This window comes from Novipirellula herctigrandis (genome assembly GCA_007859835.1).
Classification (GTDB): domain Bacteria; phylum Planctomycetota; class Planctomycetia; order Pirellulales; family Pirellulaceae; genus Novipirellula_A; species Novipirellula_A herctigrandis.
The window spans coordinates 7,624,880-7,647,598 of record SJPJ01000001.1; the positions used below are offsets into that span (position 1 = coordinate 7,624,880).

20 protein-coding genes are annotated in these 22,719 nt (G+C 52.7%); 6 read left to right on the forward strand and 14 right to left on the reverse strand.

Going from position 1 to position 22,719, the window contains the following annotated elements:
- Positions 1–14 precede the first annotated feature (14 nt).
- Complete coding sequence (locus tag CA13_RS27675; protein WP_146402225.1) at positions 15–1,043, reverse strand: DUF4272 domain-containing protein; 1,029 nt, start codon at positions 1,041–1,043, stop codon at positions 15–17.
- 70 nt (positions 1,044–1,113) lie between these two features.
- A complete protein-coding gene (locus tag CA13_RS27680; protein WP_146402227.1) occupies positions 1,114–2,913 on the reverse strand; it encodes an ATP-binding protein in 1,800 nt (599 codons plus the stop codon).
- A gap of 627 nt (positions 2,914–3,540) precedes the next feature.
- On the opposite strand from CA13_RS27680, the gene CA13_RS27685 reads away from it, so the two are divergent.
- Together CA13_RS27685 and CA13_RS27690 are read left to right on the forward strand one after the other, a co-directional pair.
- On the forward strand, positions 3,541–4,092 hold the full coding sequence (locus CA13_RS27685) for a thioredoxin fold domain-containing protein (RefSeq protein WP_146402229.1): 552 nt from the start codon (positions 3,541–3,543) through the stop codon (positions 4,090–4,092).
- A 4-nt stretch (positions 4,093–4,096) separates the two neighbouring features.
- Complete coding sequence (locus tag CA13_RS27690; RefSeq protein WP_146402231.1) at positions 4,097–5,017, forward strand: dihydrodipicolinate synthase family protein; 921 nt, start codon at positions 4,097–4,099, stop codon at positions 5,015–5,017.
- Here CA13_RS27690 and CA13_RS35745 read toward each other — a convergent pair.
- From CA13_RS35745 to CA13_RS27725, 7 genes are all read right to left on the reverse strand, one after another.
- On the reverse strand, positions 4,957–5,142 hold the full coding sequence (locus tag CA13_RS35745) for a Cys-every-fifth RiPP peptide CefA (protein ID WP_419194914.1): 186 nt from the start codon (positions 5,140–5,142) through the stop codon (positions 4,957–4,959). The genes CA13_RS27690 and CA13_RS35745 overlap by 61 nt on opposite strands.
- A gap of 33 nt (positions 5,143–5,175) precedes the next feature.
- Entirely contained in the window at positions 5,176–5,955 is a 780-nt protein-coding gene (locus CA13_RS27700) for a hypothetical protein (RefSeq protein WP_146402232.1), read from the reverse strand.
- Between the two features lie 68 nt (positions 5,956–6,023).
- A complete protein-coding gene (locus CA13_RS27705) occupies positions 6,024–6,497 on the reverse strand; it encodes a hypothetical protein (RefSeq protein ID WP_419194915.1) in 474 nt (157 codons plus the stop codon).
- Positions 6,498–6,694: 197 nt separating this feature from the next.
- Entirely contained in the window at positions 6,695–7,594 is a 900-nt protein-coding gene (trhO, locus tag CA13_RS27710) for an oxygen-dependent tRNA uridine(34) hydroxylase TrhO (RefSeq protein WP_146402233.1), read from the reverse strand.
- A gap of 37 nt (positions 7,595–7,631) precedes the next feature.
- Complete coding sequence (locus CA13_RS27715) at positions 7,632–8,309, reverse strand: CAAX prenyl protease-related protein (protein ID WP_419194916.1); 678 nt, start codon at positions 8,307–8,309, stop codon at positions 7,632–7,634.
- A 35-nt stretch (positions 8,310–8,344) separates the two neighbouring features.
- Complete coding sequence (locus CA13_RS27720) at positions 8,345–9,136, reverse strand: TIGR00282 family metallophosphoesterase (RefSeq protein ID WP_146402237.1); 792 nt, start codon at positions 9,134–9,136, stop codon at positions 8,345–8,347.
- Between the two features lie 6 nt (positions 9,137–9,142).
- Positions 9,143–9,634, reverse strand: coding sequence for a low molecular weight protein-tyrosine-phosphatase (locus CA13_RS27725; RefSeq protein ID WP_146402239.1), 492 nt, complete (start codon positions 9,632–9,634; stop codon positions 9,143–9,145).
- Positions 9,635–10,349: 715 nt separating this feature from the next.
- Between CA13_RS27725 and CA13_RS27730 the strand changes: the two genes are divergently transcribed.
- Complete coding sequence (locus tag CA13_RS27730; RefSeq protein WP_146402241.1) at positions 10,350–10,607, forward strand: response regulator; 258 nt, start codon at positions 10,350–10,352, stop codon at positions 10,605–10,607.
- Positions 10,608–10,723: 116 nt separating this feature from the next.
- Here the strand turns inward: CA13_RS27730 and CA13_RS27735 are convergent, their stop codons facing one another.
- The gene (locus CA13_RS27735) at positions 10,724–12,055 is read right to left on the reverse strand and encodes a polysaccharide biosynthesis/export family protein (protein WP_419194917.1); all 1,332 of its coding nucleotides are present in this window, start codon (positions 12,053–12,055) and stop codon (positions 10,724–10,726) included.
- 7 nt (positions 12,056–12,062) lie between these two features.
- On the reverse strand, positions 12,063–13,565 hold the full coding sequence (locus CA13_RS27740; protein ID WP_146402243.1) for a hypothetical protein: 1,503 nt from the start codon (positions 13,563–13,565) through the stop codon (positions 12,063–12,065).
- Positions 13,566–14,541: 976 nt separating this feature from the next.
- Here CA13_RS27740 and rho point away from each other — a divergent pair.
- Genes rho through CA13_RS27755 form a run of 3 tightly spaced genes read left to right on the forward strand, consistent with a single transcriptional unit; the run spans position 14,542 to position 19,133 of the window.
- On the forward strand, positions 14,542–15,894 hold the full coding sequence (gene rho, locus CA13_RS27745; protein WP_146402245.1) for a transcription termination factor Rho: 1,353 nt from the start codon (positions 14,542–14,544) through the stop codon (positions 15,892–15,894).
- 42 nt (positions 15,895–15,936) lie between these two features.
- A complete protein-coding gene (locus tag CA13_RS27750; protein WP_419194918.1) occupies positions 15,937–16,920 on the forward strand; it encodes an RluA family pseudouridine synthase in 984 nt (327 codons plus the stop codon).
- A 20-nt stretch (positions 16,921–16,940) separates the two neighbouring features.
- Complete coding sequence (locus CA13_RS27755) at positions 16,941–19,133, forward strand: hypothetical protein (protein WP_146402247.1); 2,193 nt, start codon at positions 16,941–16,943, stop codon at positions 19,131–19,133.
- An 18-nt stretch (positions 19,134–19,151) separates the two neighbouring features.
- On the opposite strand, the gene gluQRS is transcribed toward CA13_RS27755, so the two are convergent.
- The 3 genes from gluQRS to CA13_RS27770 all read right to left on the reverse strand — a co-directional run bounded on the left by gluQRS (position 19,152) and on the right by CA13_RS27770 (position 22,715).
- Complete coding sequence (gene gluQRS / locus CA13_RS27760; RefSeq protein WP_146402249.1) at positions 19,152–20,096, reverse strand: tRNA glutamyl-Q(34) synthetase GluQRS; 945 nt, start codon at positions 20,094–20,096, stop codon at positions 19,152–19,154.
- Positions 20,096–21,493 carry an asparagine--tRNA ligase gene (gene asnS, locus CA13_RS27765; protein ID WP_146402251.1) on the reverse strand — a complete coding sequence of 466 codons (1,398 nt, stop codon included), beginning with the start codon at positions 21,491–21,493 and terminating at the stop codon, positions 20,096–20,098. The genes gluQRS and asnS overlap by 1 nt, the downstream gene beginning before the upstream one ends.
- 94 nt (positions 21,494–21,587) lie before the next feature.
- On the reverse strand, positions 21,588–22,715 hold the full coding sequence (locus CA13_RS27770) for an EAL domain-containing protein (protein WP_146402253.1): 1,128 nt from the start codon (positions 22,713–22,715) through the stop codon (positions 21,588–21,590).
- Positions 22,716–22,719: the final 4 nt, after the last annotated feature.

Here is a 22,719-nt window from a genome sequence, read left to right on the forward strand (position 1 = left end):
GCAACCGGCATCGTTTACGATGGAATATCGATTTCGTCCCAATCGGCGTTTTGGAATTGTACTAACCAATTGAGTGCATGTTGCCGCTCGCTCAAGACTCCGCCATCGATCGATGCCGGGGCTTCACGCTTTTGCTGCTGTGCTTCACGTGCGGCCCAGAGCAACCGGTAATTCAAATCGAGTGCGTCGAGTATCTCGCCCGCTGGGCGAAGTTTCGCATTCGAGATTCGTTCTCGATTGGGTTGGGCAATTTGCAATTGAGCGACCAGCGGTACATCGCAAATTGCGTCTGCAAACGGCATGTCGTTGTGCAACCCCAGCGCCCACTGCAAGGTAAACAACGCCTCGTAGCGCCAAACAAAGTTAAATACCGTTTGGGGATTAGGCGACTCGGTGCCAAGAAATGCAGCTTCGGCAGGACTCAGAGCTTCAAAGGCCATCGGTGATTTTGCGCGGAGCTTTTCAACAGGAATTGGGTTTTCCGAAGCGAGCGATTCGGCTCGTACCGCTGCCATGAACAACGCCAAGGTACGCCACGCTACTTCGTCGGCGTCGCGTAGCTCAAGTTCCGATGCCCCGACGACCGGTGGCAAAGTATCCGGCGTATCGATCAGACGATTGCGGAGCATCACTTCACTCCGCAGTTTGCGCTCTCGAGAATCTGGGGGATACGGGATTTGTGCCTCTTCGTCTGGCTCGCCTGTGGTTGGATCGACAAGGACGTTGCCTGCCGGATCACGTACCGAAGAATCGGGATAGAACAGGATTGCGTTGTTTTCCCATGCCCAACCCGCTACCTGTTCCAATTGAGATTCGCTGACAACGAACGAAAAATGATGTTTCACTCGTTCGATATGCCGCATCACCGCGTAAAGCGATTGCGTCATCTCTCGCTTGCCCCCCTCCATGATAAAACCAATGAATCCATCTAAGTGATCCCCCACTTCAGGATCGGATCGGTCACGATAACTCAGCGATTCGGTGTCAAAGGTTAGGGCGATGGGATCTCGAACCGTGCAGTAGGCATTCATCAAAATCGACATGATGTTCGTTTCCCCAAAATGGCCATGAATGGAATGAGGCGTTTTCGTTTTAGCCGTCGGACTGGCAAGACTAGCGGGACATGGTTTCGCCCGTGTCGGTGCTCATCGTCGGGAGTCTCAGGCGGAAGCAACTGCCGCGGCCACATTGGGGTGTTAGAACTTGGATGCTGCCGCCGTGTTCGTCCATGATCTTTGCGCTTACGGGCAAACCCAAGCCAGTCCCGCGAGCTCCTTTGCGCGATTCGAACAGTGAGAAAATCTTTTGTCGATCTTCCTCGGGTACGCCCGGGCCATTGTCAATCACATCGACGATCCAACCCTCGACTGAATCGAATTGAGTAAGCACCTCAATCGTTGCTTCATAGCGGTCTTCGCCGACAGACTCATCTGGTTGCTGTTCCAACGCGATCGCTTTGGCATATTCACTGGTGGCATCGATTGCGTTGGTCACTAAATTCAATACCGCTCGATGAAAAGCATCGGGATCAAACGACGCTTCGGGCATCGTTTCCGCGAGCTTCCAGCAAAGCTTCACTTCCATCTCTTCCGCCCGCGGGTGCATCAGCTCCACCACGTCGCGGACGGTATCGTTTAGATCCCCGTCAACCCGTTGGGGCGTGCGTTCTTTTGAGAAGGTCAACATGTCAAGGACTAAGTTCGAAATCCGATCTTGGTTGCGATCGACAATTCTCCAACCACGACGAACCGCGTCCGTGTCATCTCGTTTTAACCCGGCTTCAATCAAGTAACTACCACCGCGGATTCCCTGCAAAATGTTCTTGATGTGATGCGATAGTGTCGCAATCGTTTGGCCCATTGCGGCTAAACGTTCGCCTTGCAGAAGCGCCGAATAATAGAACGTGTCTTCGATCGCCAACGCCGCTTGATGTCCGATTGCAGTGATTAAACGCAAGTGGTCGTCGGTAAACCGGGATGCGTAATCGCGAGCGATCATTTGGCTGGGGTTGGTGTAAGTATCGACGTATAGGGCACCGACGATATCGTAGCGTCCTTGCAGTGGAACGCAGATCGCCTCGCGGACGCCCGCGGTGACGATCGACGCGGCCGAAGCAAAGCGTGCATCGTCACCCGCGTCACTCGTACGGACCCCTTCTTTTTGTTCAAGGACATAGTCCAAGATGGTACGGCTGATTGAAATGCGTTTGTCATCTTCATTTTTTCGCGACGAAGAATCTTGGTTCGTGTTCTCCGCCCGATCACTCTCTTCGCGGTCACACCGCGCTGCGGGTTGAAATTGGCCTGATTCGTTATCGCGAAGCATCACGCAACCACGGTCGGCTTCTACCCAATCGAATACGAGCCACAAAATTCGATTAAGTAATTGGCCAATGTCGTCGGTCCGTCCAACTGCAATCGCGGTTCGGTACATCACTTCGAGGGACCGGTCAGCGTCCGACTGTGTCGGGGCAGCCTTATTGGTACTGTCACCGCCGAAGTTAGGGCCGCTCCGAAAGGTTCCCGATTGTGGCGCGATCGACGAGACGATTCGGCTGCCGTCGGTTTGGTGGCTCTGGTAAACAATGTCGACCCCGTGCGCGGCGGCAATCGCACTCGGTTTTCCTGTATTGGTGAAAATCAGAAGCGTACCCCCAATCTCGATTCTGTCGCCACTCGCCAAACGATGGCGATCGATACGGGAGCCATTGACAAGCGTCCCGTTGCTGCTCTTCATGTCGACCAATTCGCACCGTCCAGCACGGTCGATATGGATTTCGGCGTGTGACCGCGAAGCTTCGGTGTCGAGCAATTGTATGGTGCTAGAATGATCACGTCCGATACGGACACATTCGCCACTCAGTGGGAAGTGTTTTCCTTGGTCACGTCCTCGAACGACAAACAGAGAAGCCATAACTCATCGCGTTTAGATGAAAAAAATTGTGGGGGCCGAATGATAAAGCATAGTGCTACTGTGGAACAGGCAGTGGAAGAACCAATGTGGCCGCCTTGCAGTTGGAAATGGCCCATGAAGAAAAATGCAATTCAAAGAATTTAAGAGCTTGGTTGTCGGGGGTGAGACTTCACTGTTTGCGCGCTCAATAAAAACACGTGACTGGTTTGGGGCGTGTGGGCATCATCAAGTCACGGCTGGGCGAACGGTGGCGAACGGTGGCGAACGGTGGCGAACGGTGGCGAACGGTGGCGAACGGTGGCGAACGGTGGCGAACGGTGGGGGGGGGAGCCTCACGCATGTTGATCGTTGTGAATCGGTGTTGGCATCAGCCGCTAGTGGTTTACCGGTGGCTTAGTGGAGTGGTGGCTTCAAGGGTACGAAACAACCGCTCAGTGATTGACCTGAATACCGCATTCTGTTTTTCTTGCATTTCTTGCGCAGTGCGCCCATTTAGACATTTGCTTATGGCGGAGCCGCCATTTAGGCTGCTTACGCGTGTTGATGAATGGCTTTGGTTGTGACTGGTACCCCTGTTTTTCCCACCTAGATTTAGCGTTTTGCTATTCTCAGGAGACGATTCTTATCATGGAAAGAGTTGCTATTTTTCAAATTCACTCAGCGAAGTGGATTTCGGTGTCCCCCGTGGTCGTCACCGCGTTTTTGGTGTGTATTTTTAGTTGTCTTTTCGATGCGGATATTGCCCAAGGCGAGACCTCGGTGTTTGCTGGAGTCCACAATGTGACATCGCGTGCCTCAGCTACAAATTCGCCAAATGGAGAGACGGCAAAAGTCTCGTGGTTTCGGGATTTTCGAGCTGGATGGCGTGAGTCGGTTCGTCGAAATGTGCCCATGGTGATCTATATTTCGAGTGACAATTGTTCTTATTGCGAGGCGATGCAGCGGGATACTTGGTGCGATTCGTCGATCCGGCAACGACTTGGCCGCGATTTTGTCGCGATTCATTTGACACCGGAGCAAAATGAAGCCACGCTAAGACGCATTAAAGTAGATACTTATCCGACCACGCTGATTGGAGCACCCGAAGGCAAGGTGGTTGGGCATCGACGTGGTTATCAACCTGTCGTTGCTCTGCATCAACTCTTGAGTGAGTCATTCCGTGGCGGGCCAACCAAATGATAATATGAATCGCATCACCGGAATTCTGACGCCCCATTTAACGCCCGTTGACTCCAATGACCGTGTAGATGAAGACCGGTTGCGAGAGTATATCGATTGGCTGATCGAGCGCGGCGTCGACGGGCTCTATCCCAACGGCAGTACGGGTGAGTTCGTTCGATTCAATCCCGAGGAACGCCGCCGCATCGTAAGGATCGTCGTGGATCAGACAGCTGGCCGCGTTCCCGTTTTGGCGGGAGCCGCGGAAGAGAACGTAAAGGAGACGATCGCTGCGTGTGATGCTTACGGTGAAATGGGAGTTCGCGCGGTGGCCATCGTTGCGCCATTCTATTACCGGCTCAGCAGCGAAGGGGTTTACGCGTATTATCGCGAGATTGCCGATTCGGTCTCCGTTGACGTGACACTTTACAACATTCCGCTATTTGCTTCGCCAATCGATTTGCCGACCGTTATCCGGCTTGCGTCGGAGTGTCCGCGAGTGATTGGCATCAAAGACAGCACCGGCGACATTGCTTGGATGATGCGAATGATGTCAGCGATCCGCCCGATACGAGACGACTTTTCCTTTTTGACGGGATGGGATTCATCGTTGGCCTTGATGCTTATCGCCGGTGTTGACGGAGGGACCAACGCGTCGAGTGGCGTGGTGCCAGAATTGACCCGCGCCATCCATCGGGCAGTGAAAGCAGGCGATATTGAATACGCGATACGGTTGCAGTACCGGCTTCTTCCGCTGTTTGACACCATGCTCGGTGTCGGCGAATTTCCCGAAGGGTTTCGTGGCGGTGCGCGATCACGCGGTTGGGATCTGGGAAGCGGACGCGTGCCTGTGTCTCCTGCACAGAAGGAAGCGATCCAACAGGCTCAGGATGAAATCGATTCGCTTGTCACCGCTGGAATCGCTTCGTTAACGGAGGGCCCGTAAAGCGAGGGCCCGTTAAGCGAGCATCCGTTAAGCGAGCATCCGTTAAGCGAGCATCCGTTAAGCGAGCATCCGTTAAGCGAGCATCCGTTAAGCGAGCATCCGTCAAGCGAGCATCCGTCAAGCAAGGGCCATAAAGCAAGGCCACGCGGATTAACGGGTTACAAATCAATCGCTTCGGCTTCTGCTGTGAGTTCCTCGCTGGATTCCGCGTTGGTTTCCTCGCTCGGCTGTTCCGGATCATCAGACGTTTTCGGGGCATGTGGCGTCAGGATGATTTTGTCCTCTTCGATGCGAAGGCTTTCAAACCGGCTGATCCATTTCGCCGCTTTGGGATCATTGTAGAGATCTTTGGCCAAGTTCTCCTCTGACATTGCCTCAATGATATGATTCGGCACAGGTTTGTCTTGAACTGTGGCTGCAGCCAATGTGACGATCAGTACTCCGTTTTCAAACGACACATCAAACGACGCTTTGGCGTTAAAGAAACGCCCTTTGCCGCCGGGGATCGCGTCGGTCGGGACACTGACATCCCCGCTGATGTTGCCATCGGCGATTTCGACGTGAACTTTGCCTCGCAGATCTTTGTTCCGGCTGATTAACGCATTGATGTCGTCCGCCGAAAGCACAAGACTCTTCGGGGTGGGGGCTTCATTTTCAATCGATTCGGTAAACGATTCGATTTCGGTCTCGAGTTTCGTAATTTCCTCGGGGGCATACACAACCGTTGGCAACTTTGAAGGCTTGTTGGCCGTGTACTTTTCGACTTGGCTAGAAAGAAACCAAAACGTTCCTACACCTCCACAAACCACCGTACCGATGCAGAAGAGTACTACGCCAAGGCATCCATAAAGGCAGCACCCCTTTGAGCTATTTTCGACTGGCGGGGGACCTAGTGTTTCGGGGGAATTTGTCCTCTCGGAACCGTTGTTGGTGGGCATGTCATTCATTTTGCATTAGCACCGACTTGTGCCAACTTGCTCCGGTTCACGAAACCAATTTCTGGTCCTTAGCCCACGCACCACATTTGTTGGAACCACTCTACTCGAGCGTTTCGCGTAGCGGTGTACTTTGCGGTCGTCGGAACAAACTTTTGGTTGGTCAAAAACGATCGGAATGGCTCGTAAGGCACCTCGGCATGCTGCGCAACCACGTCAACCAACTCACTTCCAGGTTTCCAGTCGTACAAGATCTTTGTATCGCGTTCGAACCACTCGTCGAGGTACTGAGCATTCGTGCTGCTAGTGACAACGAAATCGCAGTTCTTCTTGCAAAGAAAGCAAAGCAGCTTCGACGCCAATTCACGAGCTTGAACGATGTCTTGGTCACAAGTATGAGACGCAATATTCCAAAGGCTAACAAAGCCGTCTTCGTCCATATCCTCGGGGGATGCCTTGATATCCGCAAGCGTCAGTGGCTGTACCGCTTCCTCGGGTGTTTGCTCAGCCTCGTTCGCTTTGTTTTCCGTTTCCGAATCCGCCATCAATTTTCCTCGTAAGTCGTGGATACAAAACAGGGCGGGTCGCTCGGTTTGGAGTTTACCATTGTGTTTCCCTCTGCCCTAATCTTGAAATTGTATCATAAAAGCCGTGATCTACCGATTGGGTGCAAACCAATCGATCGAGAATAGGTGTTTTCACGCCGTTGTGCACGTAATAGTGTGCGAATCACCAAACGATGTTAGGTCTGCGAATCGTTCGCTGCCTGGTCCAACTGGCGTTGCCGCTCGGCAAATCGCTTTTTCTGATCATCGCTGATCGTATCGACGCAATGCGGGCAATGAATCCCCGCGACATAGTCTGGATGCTGTCGAGCCTCTTGGTCGACTGGCCAACCGCAAGCAAAGCACATCAAATGGTCCGCAACCTGCAATCCATGCGAAACCGCGACCCGTTGGTCAAAGACGAAGCAATCACCGTTCCACTTTGATTGTTCGCTGGGAACGGTTTCGAGGTATTTCAAAATGCCGCCGCGAAGGTGGTATACCTCTTTAAAGCCTCGCTTCTTTAACAGAGCCGTCGACTTTTCGCAACGAATCCCTCCGGTGCAAAACATTGCGACTTTGGGGTGTTTTTTCGGGTCCAAGTTTTCATCGACGAATTTCGGGAATTCGCGAAATGTGTCCGTTTCCGGGTTGGTCGCCCCTTGGAAGGTTCCGATCGCTACTTCGTACTTATTGCGTGTGTCGATCACGACCACGTCGGGATCCGAAATCAAGTCGTTCCAATTCTCTGGGGCTACATAAGTTCCTACCGAATCGTTCGGGTCAATCCCCTCGACTCCAAGCGTGACAATCTCTTTTTTGAGTCGAACGCGAGACCGCTTAAAGGGTGTGGTGTCACACAATGATTCTTTCACTTCAAGGTCAGCAAAACGAGCGTCTTGTTTCAGATAAGCAATCACCGCGTCGACGCCTTGGCGAGTTCCCGCGATGGTGCCGTTGATCCCCTCACTTGCTAGTAGTAGCGTGCCACGCACCTGCGCAGCAATCATGGTTTCGAGTATCGGCGATTTGAGGTTTTCAAAGTCCGGTAATCGAATAAATCGGTAGAGCGCAGCGACGACGATGGAATTTTTCATAGCGAACGAATTATGGATTACTTGGCGATGATTGTCACTACACAAAGAACCATAATGACAACGGCTCCCCGCTGCCGCTATTGAACGTGTTGCTTAAGAAAATTGCGGAGAGAAGGATTGCCGCGTTTGTTGCCGCGTGGACGAGGATGACCGCGAGCAGATCTTTGCGGTAATAGAACCATAGTGTTGTTATCACTGCCCAAGGAAGCATGACCGGGGCTTCCCATAGTGTGTGCGTTGCTAGGAAAACAGCGACGACGACCAGAAAGCTTTGCCACGAAAAAGTTCCGATCTTGATACTGCGGAAATCGTCTCCTGTATCGAACACATCAACAAAGCGAATCAGGAAACTACGCATAAACAACTCTTCCATGACTGGTGTCACAAACGCATAGCCAATCATTCGTAGCGAGCAAACCAAAGGAATCGCCGACACGCCTGCCAGCGCAGGATCAAAAGCAATGCCCTCGCCGGTGGGCCGCATGGAAGGGAAAATAACAAAAGGCGCGATCCACGTCGCGGCAAGCACAATCCCAAGCAATGCGTCCACCAGCAACATGCGTGAAAAACGGAAATGCAATTCCCCGTATTCGCCACGCCGATAGAAATAGACGATTAATGCCAACGGTACGAAAACCCGAAGCAACAGCATCGGCAAGCCGAACGAGCCGTTAAGTCGCGCAGTAATTTCCGACAAAAGCAAAAAGGCAAACATGGGGCAGCAGCGAGCAAGCATTGAATACGCAAACGTTAAGAGTGTGATTTCTTGATCCGTTTTTCGAATCGTTCGATCGAGATTGCTTGACCCTCGCTGTCGATATCAACGATTGCGCCACACAACCGAACATCTCTTGTCGCGACATTGAAATGGGTCGGCTCGGCTGTTCGCGTTGTCAAAGTCACTCGTTCGATATCGCGTCCAATGATACTCTCGTACGCTCCCGACATTCCGACGTCACATTGGAACGCTGTTCCACCAGGAAAAATACATCCGTCGGCAGTCGGCACATGCGTGTGCGTTCCGATGACTGCGGAAACGCGACCATCAAGATAGCGGCCGATCACTTGTTTATCGCTTGTTGCTTCGGCATGAATGTCAACCAAAATATGTTGGGTTTGATCGCCGATCTCGTCAAGCGCTCGATCGATCGCTTGGAACGGACAGTCGACGGGCCGCATAAAGACGCGTCCAAGTAGCGAGACCACTGCTAGCGATCCGCCGTCGCTGGTCGGTACGATCGTCCAACATCGCCCAGGCGAATCGGCAGGGAAATTCGCAGGTTTCACGATCTTGTCGCTACTGCGAAGGGTTTTGGCCAATTCCCACTGACGATAAATGTGGTCGCCCATCGTGATCGCGTCGATGCCTGAATCGATAAGTCGCCGAAATTGGCGATTGGTCAATCCCGATCCGTCGGCCGCGTTCTCGGCGTTAACAACTAATGCATCAAGAGATAATTCTTTGCGCAAAATTTGGGCTTGCTGGTGCATCGCTGTGTAACCAGGCTTGCCAACGAGGTCGCCCAAAAAAAGGATTCGCATAGTCTCTCAATCATCAAAATCGTCCTGGAAAATATCCTCGCCCGCCAGCGTTTGTAGGATCAAAGGGCAACCTTCTTCGAGCATGTCGAGCACGTCCGAGAAGCCCTCTTCGCCACCATAGTATGGGTCGGGTACATCCTTGGGCCAGTTATCGTCAAGATAGTCCCCAAACATGCGGATGTGCAATTTCGAACTTTTCGCCAATCGATGCAGATCCGCGTGGTTGTCCGCATCCATCGCTAAAACCAAATCGAATTGCCCAGGTTCCAAATCTTGTGCAGTGACCTGCCTCGCTCGGCTGGTTAATTCATAGCCACGGGACTCGGCCGCATCGCACATCCGCGAATCCGGCGCTTTGCCAATATGGTAGCCGTGCGTGCCCGCCGAATCGACTTCGACGTCAATTTCATACTCTTGAGCAAAGCGTTTCATTACCGCTTCGCCCGCAGGCGATCGGCAGATGTTTCCCATACAAACAAACAAGACGCGTTTGGACATTGAATTAAGGGACGCCATGATCCGGCGACCGATTCCTAAGAGGCCGATTCGAAACAGGTTATCACAGTGCTAAAGATGTTAAGGGCTTTGGCCACTTCGCGAAACCAGTCCGACGAAATCGGGTATGGATGAAACCAGGAATGTCCTTGGCAAGGCTTTCTCTGCGAATCCGCTTTTTCTGTAAATCCATCAAGAAATCCATCGAGTTCCTTCTGAGCTCGCGTGTCTGAGTGGTTGCACAGCGGAGCCCTCAGGATCAACCAGGAGTTGCAAGTCAAAACAGCCTGACCGTGCGGGCAAGAGCTTCTAAATCGGCGGCTGCGGCAATACGCCACACAAGGCTCGGTTGGGGCCTAATCGCAGCCCCAGGCAGCCTGCGATGCAGCCAGCAAGGACGCTTGCCATCACTTGGCTCGGATGGGCGACCCGTAGTGGACGTTTGCACCTAAAAAGGCGATTTTTACTGGGATAATAGCATGCAACTTTTCAGAAAATTCACAATTTTTAACCTTGGAACTTTGCAAGTTCGGATACACTAGCTGTACCCCTATGGAGTGGTGCGAGGGTGGCTGTGTGGTTTCCGTGTTTGCAATTTGGATGCGGCGAATGGCACCAGCTGGATTACCCCTTGAGGGTTTTTCCTTGCCTTAAATGCCCTCAAGGGTTAAAATCACGACTTCGGCAATGGACTACGTCAGCTACAAGGATTTTGACAATGACATCTTCTCATCGCGTTCGCTTCACCCAGTCCTGTCCCGTCTGTGGACGTCGTGTGGAAATTCGGGCTTCGCTTTTGGGTTGTACCGTGGCGTGCCAACACTGTAACGCGGAATTTGTTGCATCGGCTCAAAGCGATGGCTGTCAACATATCGATCGCTCGAATGATTTGCTCGCACGCGTTGAGACCGCGCTTCGACGGGCCGAAGAACAAGCTGCGGTTGCCCAAGGTTCCGAAAAGCAAACGATCGCTTAAACGCCGATCGCATTAAGATTGGCTCGGATCGGTTGTGGGGCGCCGCCGTCGTTTGGTGGTGTCGAGTTCATCCTGAAAAACCGACGCTCAATTGAGCTCGCTAGTCTACTTTCGGTTTAGGGATTTATGTCAAACTGAGCCCCCGGTGGGACCAATCCATAGATTCCGCTGGTGAAGACTTGATCCACCCAATTGTCGAATCGTACGATTGGACGTTCGGGAACAATGATCACGTCTCCGTCACGTACCCAGATCTCATCCGCGGGCGTAGGGCGTTTGCCAAAGACGGCACCTTGTAAGTCAAGCATTGTCGAGATCAGTCGCCAATCTTCTGCACGGCGGAAGATCACCACCTGCCTCATGTTTGCAGTTGGCAAATGGCCACCGGCCGCCGCGATGGCTCCGAGCACGGTTGTCGGGCCATCGAGTTCGATTCGCGAGGGCGATCCAACGCGTCCAAGCACGTTGACAAAGTGAGGTGCCTGGGCCGCCAAAATGGGCTCCGTTTCTAACCCGACGACGATCTCGCCATACTTTAGATTAATCTCTCGTTTCATTTCGTTGAGAGAAAATCCTTGCACGCATACTTCGCCGATGCCAGGTAAACGCACTTTTCCATCGGGCATTATGCGAACGGTGATCGCTTGCTGGGTGAATCCACTTTGACCACCAACGGCGGCACGGATGTCTTCTGCTAACGTATTCGTTTTGACCGGTGTTACGTCCACATCGGGTTTGTCGTAGTACTTCTTGTAGGTCTCGTTGAGCGTTTCTTTCAACTGACTGACCGACATGCCCGCCGCACGGATTTGGCCAAGTATCCGAACTGATATTGTTCCATCGGGTTGGATCACAAGTCCATTTTCGAGTGTCCCACGCGTTAACTCTTCGTTGGTCAACGATTCAATCAACACTGAGTCGCCGGGGGTCAAGCGATACACGCCCTTGGCCTGAGCGCGAGTGATCAAGTAGAAGACCAATATCTCGTCACCGGGGCGCAATCGGTATTGGCTCAAGTGAGCCAATCGCGAAGGGCCCGCGTAGCCCCCGGGGCCATAGGCGTCGAACGTCATTGGGCGGAAATCTTCCCAGCGCAGTTCGCCTCCGCAACCGTCGGCGCAATCCACTCCCATCATGCAACGATTGCATGTCGTTGTGCATGGGTACCCACCGGGGACGTTTCGGCATGCACATGATTCGTTCTGCATGTGTGGACCACTTGAGTATTGCCCGGCCATAGGCTCTGCCGCAAGGAACGGGGCCGCAGCAAAGGAGTGGTTTGCAGTTACAGGTTGTGTTTGGCCGCTCGCTTGTGTAACCCATAGGCTGGTTAAGCCAAGTGTCATCCAAAGCAACCAGGCCATTCGACTTGTCATGATCGTGTTGTCCATCGTCGCCGAAATCGGTGTGGGGAAACGTCTGTCGACTTCGTAGTTGGGTTGTTGCATGAGTTTGTTACCACCAATTCCGCATGGTTTGCAGGGTTCGGCGAATCGGTGATTCCGTTGTCGCTTCGTCCGTAGCAGATTGTTGTGGTAGTTTGACCGAATCGTCTGCGGGTGTCGCCATGCGGTATGACACTGCTTTGGCTTGAATAGGCCGCGTGGCGTTTGCGGTTTCTTGTGTCGGGGCTACTGTGTTCTGCATCGTGGGAGACTGATTCATGGGAATCGCTCCCTGTGGAATGATGGATGGCGAAACAGCAGCGAAGGCTTCCGGCGAAAGCTGAATGACTTCGGGAACGGGAAGCTTTCGAGGTATCTTATCGAACGATTGCCGATGCTCGGCTTGTTGGGCGGCTGCTAATTGGGGTTGTCCCGAAGTTCGCATCACATGGGCCAACGCCAATTGAGTATCACGGTCGTACCGCATGGATAGCGAATGCTCCAGCACTCGTCGTGATTCGCCAAGTAGTCCGATTTTCGCAAGTTGAACACCCAAACGCGAAGCCAAGTTGGCATTGGTCGGTTGTCCTTGAAGTGCCGCGCGACGCAGGCATAGTGAAGTGCTTGTTGGCATTGTCGCCGGGTCGTTCCGACCGAGATAAATTGCGGCAAGCAAGTCCATTGCTTCAGCGGCTTGAACATTTTGGTTTGCCAAGACAGCGAACATTTCTCGGGCATGTTCCAAGTAGATTCCCATTGCTTGTGTTGGCGTTGTCTTTTCAAGCATGTTTTCGGCAATTAGTTTCATGCGGTGTGATCGCACGATCGTTTCGAGGCTCACTTGCGTCTCGGCGCTTAACTGTTGAGCAAAATCGCGTGCTTCGATGAGAGCGGCGCGGGCCAGTTGCAAGTCGGAGACGGGATCTGTTTGGGAGCCGTCCGAATTCGAACCATGATCATCCGTTATCTCAATTGCATCGACAGCGATTGCCAGTGCATGCCATGCGGATGCCTCGGCTGATAACCAAGCGCCTACGCGGTATTCATGAGCGGCTTCATCGAGCGTCTGGCGACAACGGGTTTGTGATTCTGCTGCTGATTTGTAGGGCAACGCCGATCGGAATGCCGGTAATTGAGGCGTATACGTTTTCGCTAAATCCGCGAGTGGTTTGTCGATCGCAGTGGTCTCGCCTGTCGGCTTGTCGAGCGACAGTTCATTATTTTGCGGGTTCGAAATCAACGTTGGGTTTGACAGATGACTTGCAAGACGGCTTGGCACTTTCGGAAACGCTGCGGTCGGTTCAGTATTCAACTCGTCCTGTTTGTCCGCGATTGGTTTGCCTGGCAGGATCGCGATTGCGTCAGACATGTTTGTCGTGGTTCGTTCGACGGACCTCGATTCACCCGATTCTTCTGCTTGATGGATCGCTTCGGGCAGCCGGGGACGCTCGGGAAGTGCGCATGCAGCCGTGTTTCGATCGAGTTCCTGCGAGGCTGTTTTTTTAACCTTGTACGAAATTGCGACATCAACAGCCACCAGCCCGATCAAAACGACGGTCAATAAGATAGACACAACTTTGGTGAGTGTTGATCCGGAATGTTTCGGAGTTTTTGAAGTCGTTTGCCGGTTCGAGATCACGATGCGAGTCCCTGTTCTTGGAGTCGTTCAGCCCGGAAATCGTCTTGATACAAACAATCCGTGCAGTCCCTGTCTTCTGACATGCGGTTATAGATCGGATAATCGGTACGCCGACTGCCTGTGAAAGTCCGGTTGTGGCCACTCATGTATCGGGGATGCGCCCCAAGACCCGTACAACCGGCACAGCTTATCAGGGGTGAAGGAACGAACAAAAACGGACAGATTTTTCGATGCAAGTATGAAAATGCGGTCCGCTGCGGCAAAACACTATTGACAGTGGAGTGGATTGGCGTATATTTCAAGAAGGAATGAAGCTTGTCACCAACGATGGCGAGCAACTTCTCTCTGTTTACGGTTTCGACCGCATCCTCTCTTTTTGCAGACCGCTTCGGAAAAGCAGTTGCACTCGCCGGACGAAAAATGGCTTGAGATAAAGAGAGAAAGAAAAGTCGGCCACAGCAGAGTCATCGCGGCTAGGTAATGCGGTACCAAGCGACGCATCCAATTCGATAAAGATCGATAGATAGGAAGAAATCGATACAGCGAGGATCGACGAAAAGCGCGTTCAGCAACAGGGTTCTGGAACGCCATCAAGCATCTGATTCCAAACAATCATTATTCAGGTTTTCGCGGTATTTGATCCGCAAGCCGTTGTGTTGTGTCGCACGTTTCAGGACGGAATAACTGAACGAGATCATATTGGCAGTTAACTCCATGTGGCGTTTCCGTCAGCCCTGATCAAACACTCTCACCGTTTACCCCTTCGGACACGCAACCGCCGTGGCCCCTTAGAGGTTTCCATTTCCCTTTCAACTTATTGCGGTCTTTCTTCGATTTCCCGCTGAAGCCGGCTACAAAGCGTTTCTTCGATTCGCTTGGAACAAGCCCATTTGGCGCATCTGGATCAAACATGGCAAAAAAACAGCGCAGCAATCGCGGCCGAGGTGGCTCGGGCAGTAACTCGTCCGGTGGCTCTTACGGCAACAATTCCAATAGTGGTGGCAACGGAAAACCCCGTGTTCGCCGACGTCGTCGTGGTGGCGGTGGAGGCCAAGGTGGTCAAGGCGGCGGTCAAGGCGGCGGTCAAGGGAATTCGAGTGGAGAGCCAGCCGATTTCGCCAGCGACGCGCCGCTGGAAGAAAATGTCGGCATCTTGGAGCTGCATCCCAATGGGTATGGCTTCATGCGTAGTCCCGAGAATAATTACTCGCGAGAACGTAGTGACGCGTTTGTACCGGGAACGATGATCGAGAAATTCGGTCTTCGCCAAGGTGTGATGCTTAAGGCGATGGTCCAACAAGCTCGCCGCCAACAGGGGCCCCGCGTTCGTGAAATCATCGACGTCGATGGCATGGAGCCCGAAAAGTTCCTTGAGGTAAAGGACTTCGATTCACTCACTGCGATCAATCCTGAGCAATGGTTGAAGATGGAATGCGGTCGCCAACCGCTCACCAATCGAGTGATTGATTTGCTGTCGCCTCTCGGTCGCGGTCAACGAGCCTTGATTGTTGCACCGCCACGGAGCGGTAAAACGGTCATGCTACAAAACCTTGCCCAGGGAGTTTACGAGAATCATCCAGACGTGAAATTAATCGTGCTGTTGATCGACGAGCGACCAGAAGAAGTCACCGATATGCGGCGCAGCGTCCACGGAGGCGAAGTCGTCGCTAGCAGCCTTGATATGGACGTGGAAAGCCATGTTCGGTTGAGCCAATTGGTGATAGACCGTGCTCGACGGCTCGCCGAAATGGGGCAAGACGTTTTCTTGATGCTCGATTCGATCACACGACTCGCTCGTGCGTTCAATAAATGGGTTGGACGCGGCGGGCGTGGTGGTGCGACCATGAGCGGAGGTTTGGATATCAAGGCGATGGACATTCCTAAGAAACTTTTCGCAACTGCTCGTGCGTTTGACGAAGGTGGCTCGCTAACGATTGTCGGTACCGCGCTTGTGGACACGAATAGTCGCATGGACGAAGCGATTTTCCAAGAGTTCAAAGGTACCGGGAACATGGAGTTGGTCCTCGACCGACGTTTAGCCGACCGGCGCGTTTGGCCTTCGATTGACATCAGTCAAAGTGGAACTCGTCGCGAGGAGTTGCTGCATGATCCGGAAACCTACGAAGCGGTCACGATGCTCCGACGGACGCTTAGTAGCATGCACCCGGTCGATGCGATGGAACAATTGACCAAACAACTTGGTCGGTTTGATTCCAATGATGAGTTCATTAAATTGATCAGCGGTGCAAAAACGTCGCTCTAGCGGTCCGTGCATCGTTGCCGGTTGCGCTAGCGAAAAGCGATATTGAAAGATGAAGACCGTGTCGTGATCAAGCGATTTTGTGTTGAACCATTGCCTGGCCGGATTCCGTACGAGAACCGGCGGACGATTCATGTCAAATCAAAATTTGCGGGGATGGCGTTCATCGACTTTCTTTGTCTTTACCATCCCCCCACCCCGCGCGAAGCTTGGCTCTCTTGGATCGAAGCAGGGGATATCTCGATCGATTCGTTTCCCGCACGCGCTGCGCGGATCGTTCGTGAAGGCGAACGCTTCACCCATGTGATGCGTGGTGTGACCGAACCCGATGTGAATGCATCCATTGGGATTCTTTTCGAGGACGATGCTGTCATCGTCGTCGACAAACCCGCGCCGTTGCCGATTCATCCATGCGGAAGGTTCAATCGCAATACACTTTTGTCGATGCTCGAAAATGTTTACGGCGGGGCAAAACTTCGCATCGCCCATCGGCTCGACGCGAACACGACCGGCGTCGTTCTGCTTTGTCGAACCGCCAAGGCAGCCGGGTTTATTCAACCTCAATTCGAACGCCGCGAGGTACAAAAACTCTATTTTGCTCGTGTTGAGGGCACTGTGCCGTGGGACGAGCATTGCTGCGAGCTTCCGATCGCTAATTCCGCTGGGCGGAAACAGATGCGGCGAAACGTTGGAGCCCGATGTGCCGATGAAAACGGACAACCTGCACGGACCGATTTTCAGGTCGCTGGTCGGCTCGGTGATGGTACAACGCTTGTCTATGCCAAACCGGTCACCGGCCGCACAAACCAGATTCGTGTCCATCTTTGGACGCTTGGGTATCCTATAATGGGTGACCTGTTATACCGAGCCGACGGGGAACTCGGCGACCAGCAAACGTTGTCGATCGACGATCCGCCGCTATGCCTGCATGCGAAACAACTCAGCCTTGTTGACCCGACGACGCTGCGGCGAACCGCATTCAAAAGTGATGACCCATCATGGTGGGCCGTCCCGACCGACACCGAATAACTCAACATTCTGGTAAGACGATGCCTGATAAGGATTCTTTCGATTTCAGTCAACTGAATGATTCAAGCGGCAATCACGCTGGTGACGCCTCGCGCCGAAAGGCGTCGAAAAAAATCACGCGTTCCAAAGGCAAGCATGGAAAAAGGAAACGGCCGATTGGTTTGTTGGTGTTTATGGCACTGATGATGATCGGCACTTTTTCGGGCCTGATGGTACTATTGCAGCAGTTGTCCTCGAAAGAGCCACTCGAAGTTGCTAACTCGACACAGCCAGCGGTGGCAAATGAAGAAGTCCGAAACGGCTCGGTTGGGTTACCAATACCGTTGGTTGAGCCTTCCAGCCAAAGCCAAGAAAGTGTTGCGGAAGTCGAAGAGATTCCATCGGAATCAGCTCCAAAAGACCTGTCGTTGGCCAGTGGTTTGAAAGAGATGCCGTTTGCGGATAGCAGTGATAATACCTCCGCTATATCGCCTGTAACTCCGGAGGAACCGTCGGTGGGGAGATCGTTGGGTGGCGATATTATCAAACACGATGACCCAGACGAAATTGGCAAGGATACGATCCTTGAACTGTATCGCGATCGTTCGCTGTTCAAAGAGGCGCAGTACACCCTCCTGCGGTCGATCTTCGCGGATCGATTTGCCAAGCAAAATGCAAAAGACATTGGCGAGGCGCTCGGTGATGACAACGAAGCTGCCAAAAAGTGGTTCGATGAACACGCCGAAATTCGCGACGAGCTTTTTACTGCTATTGATCCCGAGCTTGACAATGTGATCGAAGCGATTCGGATTTTCGATTCGCTGCGAAAAAAATACCCTGAGCAAATCGTTTCCTATTTGCCTCTCGCGATTGCTACGTCCGTCGTCTGGGACAACAAGAAAGGAGTCTATCGCTACGAGGGCCATTCTCGGCGGACGCATTCACAAATGCCCGATGGATTGATGGAAGCGGCTGACAACTTCGAGTATTTCTTGATTGCAGAAAATGTCATGCAAGGTCGCGGTCAATTTCTGCCGTGGGAATTTCTCGTTCATGTAGTCAACCATCCGACACCGATGGAAGAGCGGAAATGGGCCGTCCTGCAGTACTTGCCCAAACGAATCATGTTTGGCAAATGTTACGGAGAGGTACCCTACGACGGAGTGATGCTGGAAACGGGAGGCCAAGTGTGTCGATTAGAAGGGAAACCGTACACCCTTGCAAATTTGCGCAGCTTCGGCGGCGTTTGTTCGATGCAAGCTGACTTTGCCACACGCGTCGGCAAGAGTCTAGGCGTCCCGGCGGCACACGTCAGTGGCGGCGGACGTTTTGGAGGCAGCGGGCACGCATGGGTGATGTGGGTGGAAATCAAATCGGCGAGCTTGCAGGGAATCCAATTTGTTCTTGAGTCCCACGGACGTTATCGGGGTGACCACTATTACGTCGGCAACTTAATCGAACCGCAATCAGGCCAACGAATCACAGACCGCCAATTAGAGCTTCGGCTTCAATCGGTTGGGATGAACCCTTGGGCAAAGCGTCGGGCGGATTGGCTGATGGATTTGTTCTCGATGATCCGCGAATCCGAAGAGCTTGATGTGCTCGATCAAATCCGTTATCTGAGCCAAGTCTTGAAGGTATCGCCGCTGAACGAAGGGGCTTGGCGAACCTTGGCCAAGATGTCTCGCGACGGTGTGATTGAACCGCGTCACGAGAAGTTGATGCTCGCGACCATGAACGGTCTCTTCTCAAGCTTCGCAAGCTTTCCTGACTTCACTTGGGAAATCTTTGATGACTTGATTCATTTCCAACAGCTTGCTGCGAAGCGGGACGCCCTCTATTCACAACTCGTGGCCCTTTACGAACACGCTGGTCGTCCCGATTTATCTTGCAAAGCGAGGCTTCGTTATTCAGATTACTTGGTTGGACAGGAAAAAGTGCCTGCGGCGATTACCGGTTTGGCCTTCACGATTTTGAAATTCCCGCAGGAAGGTCGCTATGTGCCATCGATGCTCGATCGCATGGAGCAATTGGCTGGCGACGTCGAAGGGGCCAATCAAGAGGTTTTGTCGTTCTATCGACGATTCTTGCCTTTGATCGATCAAAAGCGAGGTAACGCGGCGAGTGACTATTGTATGGAAATGTACAAACGCGGAATTGATCGATTTGAACAAGCGGGCGATGCGGGCACCGCAATGATGCTGAAGAATGAATTGGCGAAGCTGCGCGGTTAAATGGCCGATCGTGTGTTGCTAACTCAAACCGAACGTATCATCTGCGATTACTGGTTGTCGGTGCAACTTGTCCCATGAAAACGATTCGATTACATCATCCGCTTGGCATCTCTGAAGATCATCGATGAAGCCGGCGCTATGTGCGGCCCAGCCAACAATTTGCTCAGGTGTGATCCCTCGTTGCCGCAACGTAGCGAGCCGAGTGTCACCATGACGCTTTGCCAATCGGCGACCATCGGGACCGAGCACCAAAGGAACATGAGCGTATTGCGGTGGCGTCATTCCAATCACGGTTGCCAAATCTAAATGGCGAAACGTGCTCGGCAACAAGTCATCTCCGCGAACCACTTCGGTAATTCCCATCGAGTGATCATCGCATACGACCGCCAAATGGTACGAGATGTTTCCGCTTTTTTGGGTGACGGGAAAGTCCCCTAAATGTCGCGCGGGGGAACACGATTGAGACCCGCCAACCAAGTCGTCAAAATGGACCAAGTTTTCGGTGATCCGGAACCGCCAGCAATAGGAACCCGATTCCGGCAGCGGATCACCTTTGGACCAAGTTGCACAAGTACCTGGGTAAACATGTCCTTCGTGCTCGAAGTGAGGTGCCGACCCCGCTTCGGCAATATCACGCCGCGAGCAAGTGCAAGGATAGACACGGTTTATCGAAATCAAATGTTCGAGAGCCTCTTCATACCGACTCCTACGAAGCGTTTGGATGTAAGGCTCATGCGGTCCACCGATATCAGGACCTTCGTCCCACGAGATGCCCAGCCAGCGCAAATCGTCGATTGCCTGCTGGACCGCCCACGGTTTCACACGCGGTGAATCGATATCCTCGATTCGCAATACCAAACGTTTCCCAAGACTGCGAGCGGACCAATAGGCGATTAAGTAGGTACGAGCGTTTCCGAGGTGTTGAGCCCCGGTCGGCGAAGGAGCTAATCGTCCTGCGGTCATCAAAACTCTGCATTTCCAGGAGTCCGCGGGAACGGAATGACGTCGCGGATATTTGTCATGCCTGTGACATATTGAACTGCTCGTTCGAGTCCTAACCCGAACCCAGCATGTGGGACTGTCCCAAACCGCCGCAAATCCAGGTACCAGCCGTAATCGGCCTTGTCTAACCTCGCCTCCTCCATGCGGCCGGTCAAGACATCGAGCCGCTCTTCGCGTTGGCTTCCGCCGATAATTTCGCCAACCCCAGGGACCAACACATCCATCGCGGCAACCGTTCTGCCGTCATCACTGACTCGCATGTAGAAAGGTTTGATTGATGATGGATAATCCGTCAAAATTACTGGCCCTTTGACATGATGTTCGGTCAAGTACCGCTCGTGCTCGGCCTGAAGATCGGTACCCCACGAAACGGGGTAGTCGAATTTTGCATCGCACGTTTCCAGAACCTTGATCGCCTCGGTATAGGTCATATGTCCAAACGGACGCTCAATCACGCTGCGTATTTGATCGAGAACGCCTTTTTGAATCATCTTGTTGAAAAACTGCATGTCCTCGTCGCAGTGGTTCAAGCAATCGGTAAAGATCCGCTTCAAGAAGTCTTCGGCCAACTTCATGGCGTCGGCTAAATCAAAGAACGCTGCTTCCGGTTCGACCATCCAAAATTCGGCCAAGTGTCTTGACGTGTTGCTGTTCTCGGCGCGGAATGTCGGCCCGAATGTGTAGATCCGCCCCAAAGCGGTTGCGTAGGTTTCCCCTTCGAGTTGTCCGCTAACGGTTAAAAAAGTTGGTTTGTCGAAGAAGTCATATTCGTATTTAACCGGCCCCCCTGATTTGGCGAGCATTTCGAGGTCCAATGAGGTGACGCGAAACATCTCCCCCGCACCTTCGCAATCACTAGCGGTAATGATCGGCGTGTGCGTGTAAAGAAATCCATTTTCATGAAAGAAGTCGTGGATCGATTGACATATTTGGTTCCGCACCCGCATGACGGCACCGAGTGTGTTGGTGCGTGGGCGCAGGTGTGCCCATTCGCGTAGTTTTTCGAACGAGTGACGTTTCTTTTGCAGTGGATAGGTGTCAGGGTCAGCCCATCCGAGAACCCGTACGGACGTTGCGTGCAGCTCGGTGTCTTGGCCTTTGGCGGGGGACTCCAAGAGATCGCCTGCTATGACGACGCTGCATCCAGCGGTGAGTTTTTGGACTTCGTCGGCATAGTTTGCTAATTCGGCCGGAGCGACGATTTGAAGATTGCCGAGCGAGCTGCCGTCGTTCACTTCGATGAAGCTAAAACCGCCCTTGCTGTCCCGCCGCGTCCGTACCCAGCCGCGAATTTCACAACGCTTTCCAACGGCGTCTTGAGCGCGAGCGTCAACAATTCGAATCCAATCCGTTTTCATGTTTCACTCATTTTCAATAGGTTTGCGAGTCTGTCCTCGACGAAAGTCTAATCCAAAACGCCCGCGGCGAAAATGAGTCAAGAATTGGTGTTCACTATCCTGGCGCAGGACGCCCATAGAAGAAGCCTTGGCCTAGCTGGAAGCCTAAGTCAATACAGGCCTTCGATTCATCGTCGGTTTCCACACCCTCCGCGAGTGCCAGGATGTCCAAGTCGCAAACCATGTTGACCAGATTCGACAGCATCTTGCGGCGACAGCTATCGGCTTTGTCAATTCCTCGGATCAGTGAGATGTCGAACTTGACGATATGCGGACGTGCCTCGATCAATTCTGCTAGACGCGCTTGGCCTGAACCAAAATCGTCGTAAGCGAGTTTGATGTCTTGTTCCTCAAGAGCCGATACCAGATCTTTCATTGCGGCTCGGTCGGTCACCGTCGATTCGTGTATCTCCAAGACGATATTCGCATTACCTGCCATTTCGCGAGTTTGCGCTAACGACTCAATCAAACCGTCACAGTCGTCCATTTCTTTTGGATGTGTATTGACGAATAGTTGTGGTCCCTCTGGGAAATCGCGTCCGACACGGATGCCTTCCCAACGCAACAAGCGACTCAGTTCCACTTCCAAACTAAGTTGTTCGGCCGCATGGAACATTGCGGAGACCGATTCGAGTCCGAACACGCTGCCACGTCCAAGGATTTCGTGACCAATGATCTCGCGTGTTTCCTTGGTCAAGTCAACAATGGTTTGGAAATGCGGTCTGACCAGTCGTTCCGACATCAAGCGATCGAATTGCACCAATGCAAGGGCTTGATCGCAAATGTTTTCCGCAAAAGTTCCATTTGTGGCTCCCGTCGAACTTTGACGATAGACGCGAAACGGCGCTTCGGCGAAATGAATCAACTCGTCTTCGCAAATCTTAACCGGATTATTGGGCTCGACTCGTTTGCCATTGATGTACGTTCCGTTTGTGCTGCCGAGATCGGTCAGGTATAGAACGCCTTCTTTGATACTCAGCGCGGCATGTTGGCCGCTAACGGTGCGGAATTGGAGCCTTAACGAGACGCCTGGTTTTCGTCCAATCACATAGGGTTCGTCATCGATCGGCAGATGAATGATTGTTTCGCCGGGCTGCGTTGGGCCGGACAAAAACCAAACGTCGTCCACCAACGCTGTGCTGCGTCGCAAACGTTCTAACGTCAAGTTGTCGATTGTGGCCATAAAT

What these genes read in the sequence shown, in the direction of transcription:
- CA13_RS27680 (WP_146402227.1), bottom strand. Translation starts at nt 2,913, where the DNA reads ATGGCTTCTCTGTTTGTCGTTCGAGGACGTGACCAAGGAAAACACTTC.
- CA13_RS27685 (WP_146402229.1), top strand. Translation starts at nt 3,541, where the DNA reads ATGGAAAGAGTTGCTATTTTTCAAATTCACTCAGCGAAGTGGATTTCG.
- CA13_RS27715 (WP_419194916.1), bottom strand. Translation starts at nt 8,309, where the DNA reads ATGTTTGCCTTTTTGCTTTTGTCGGAAATTACTGCGCGACTTAACGGC.
- CA13_RS27705 (WP_419194915.1), bottom strand. Translation starts at nt 6,497, where the DNA reads ATGGCGGATTCGGAAACGGAAAACAAAGCGAACGAGGCTGAGCAAACA.
- gluQRS (WP_146402249.1), bottom strand. Translation starts at nt 20,096, where the DNA reads ATGACCGCAGGACGATTAGCTCCTTCGCCGACCGGGGCTCAACACCTC.
- rho (WP_146402245.1), top strand. Translation starts at nt 14,542, where the DNA reads ATGGCAAAAAAACAGCGCAGCAATCGCGGCCGAGGTGGCTCGGGCAGT.
- CA13_RS27770 (WP_146402253.1), bottom strand. Translation starts at nt 22,715, where the DNA reads ATGGCCACAATCGACAACTTGACGTTAGAACGTTTGCGACGCAGCACA.
- CA13_RS27735 (WP_419194917.1), bottom strand. Translation starts at nt 12,055, where the DNA reads ATGCAACAACCCAACTACGAAGTCGACAGACGTTTCCCCACACCGATT.
- CA13_RS27720 (WP_146402237.1), bottom strand. Translation starts at nt 9,136, where the DNA reads ATGCGAATCCTTTTTTTGGGCGACCTCGTTGGCAAGCCTGGTTACACA.
- CA13_RS27700 (WP_146402232.1), bottom strand. Translation starts at nt 5,955, where the DNA reads ATGCCCACCAACAACGGTTCCGAGAGGACAAATTCCCCCGAAACACTA.
- trhO (WP_146402233.1), bottom strand. Translation starts at nt 7,594, where the DNA reads ATGAAAAATTCCATCGTCGTCGCTGCGCTCTACCGATTTATTCGATTA.
- CA13_RS27755 (WP_146402247.1), top strand. Translation starts at nt 16,941, where the DNA reads ATGCCTGATAAGGATTCTTTCGATTTCAGTCAACTGAATGATTCAAGC.
- asnS (WP_146402251.1), bottom strand. Translation starts at nt 21,493, where the DNA reads ATGAAAACGGATTGGATTCGAATTGTTGACGCTCGCGCTCAAGACGCC.
- CA13_RS27690 (WP_146402231.1), top strand. Translation starts at nt 4,097, where the DNA reads ATGAATCGCATCACCGGAATTCTGACGCCCCATTTAACGCCCGTTGAC.
- CA13_RS27725 (WP_146402239.1), bottom strand. Translation starts at nt 9,634, where the DNA reads ATGTCCAAACGCGTCTTGTTTGTTTGTATGGGAAACATCTGCCGATCG.
- CA13_RS27675 (WP_146402225.1), bottom strand. Translation starts at nt 1,043, where the DNA reads ATGTCGATTTTGATGAATGCCTACTGCACGGTTCGAGATCCCATCGCC.
- CA13_RS27730 (WP_146402241.1), top strand. Translation starts at nt 10,350, where the DNA reads ATGACATCTTCTCATCGCGTTCGCTTCACCCAGTCCTGTCCCGTCTGT.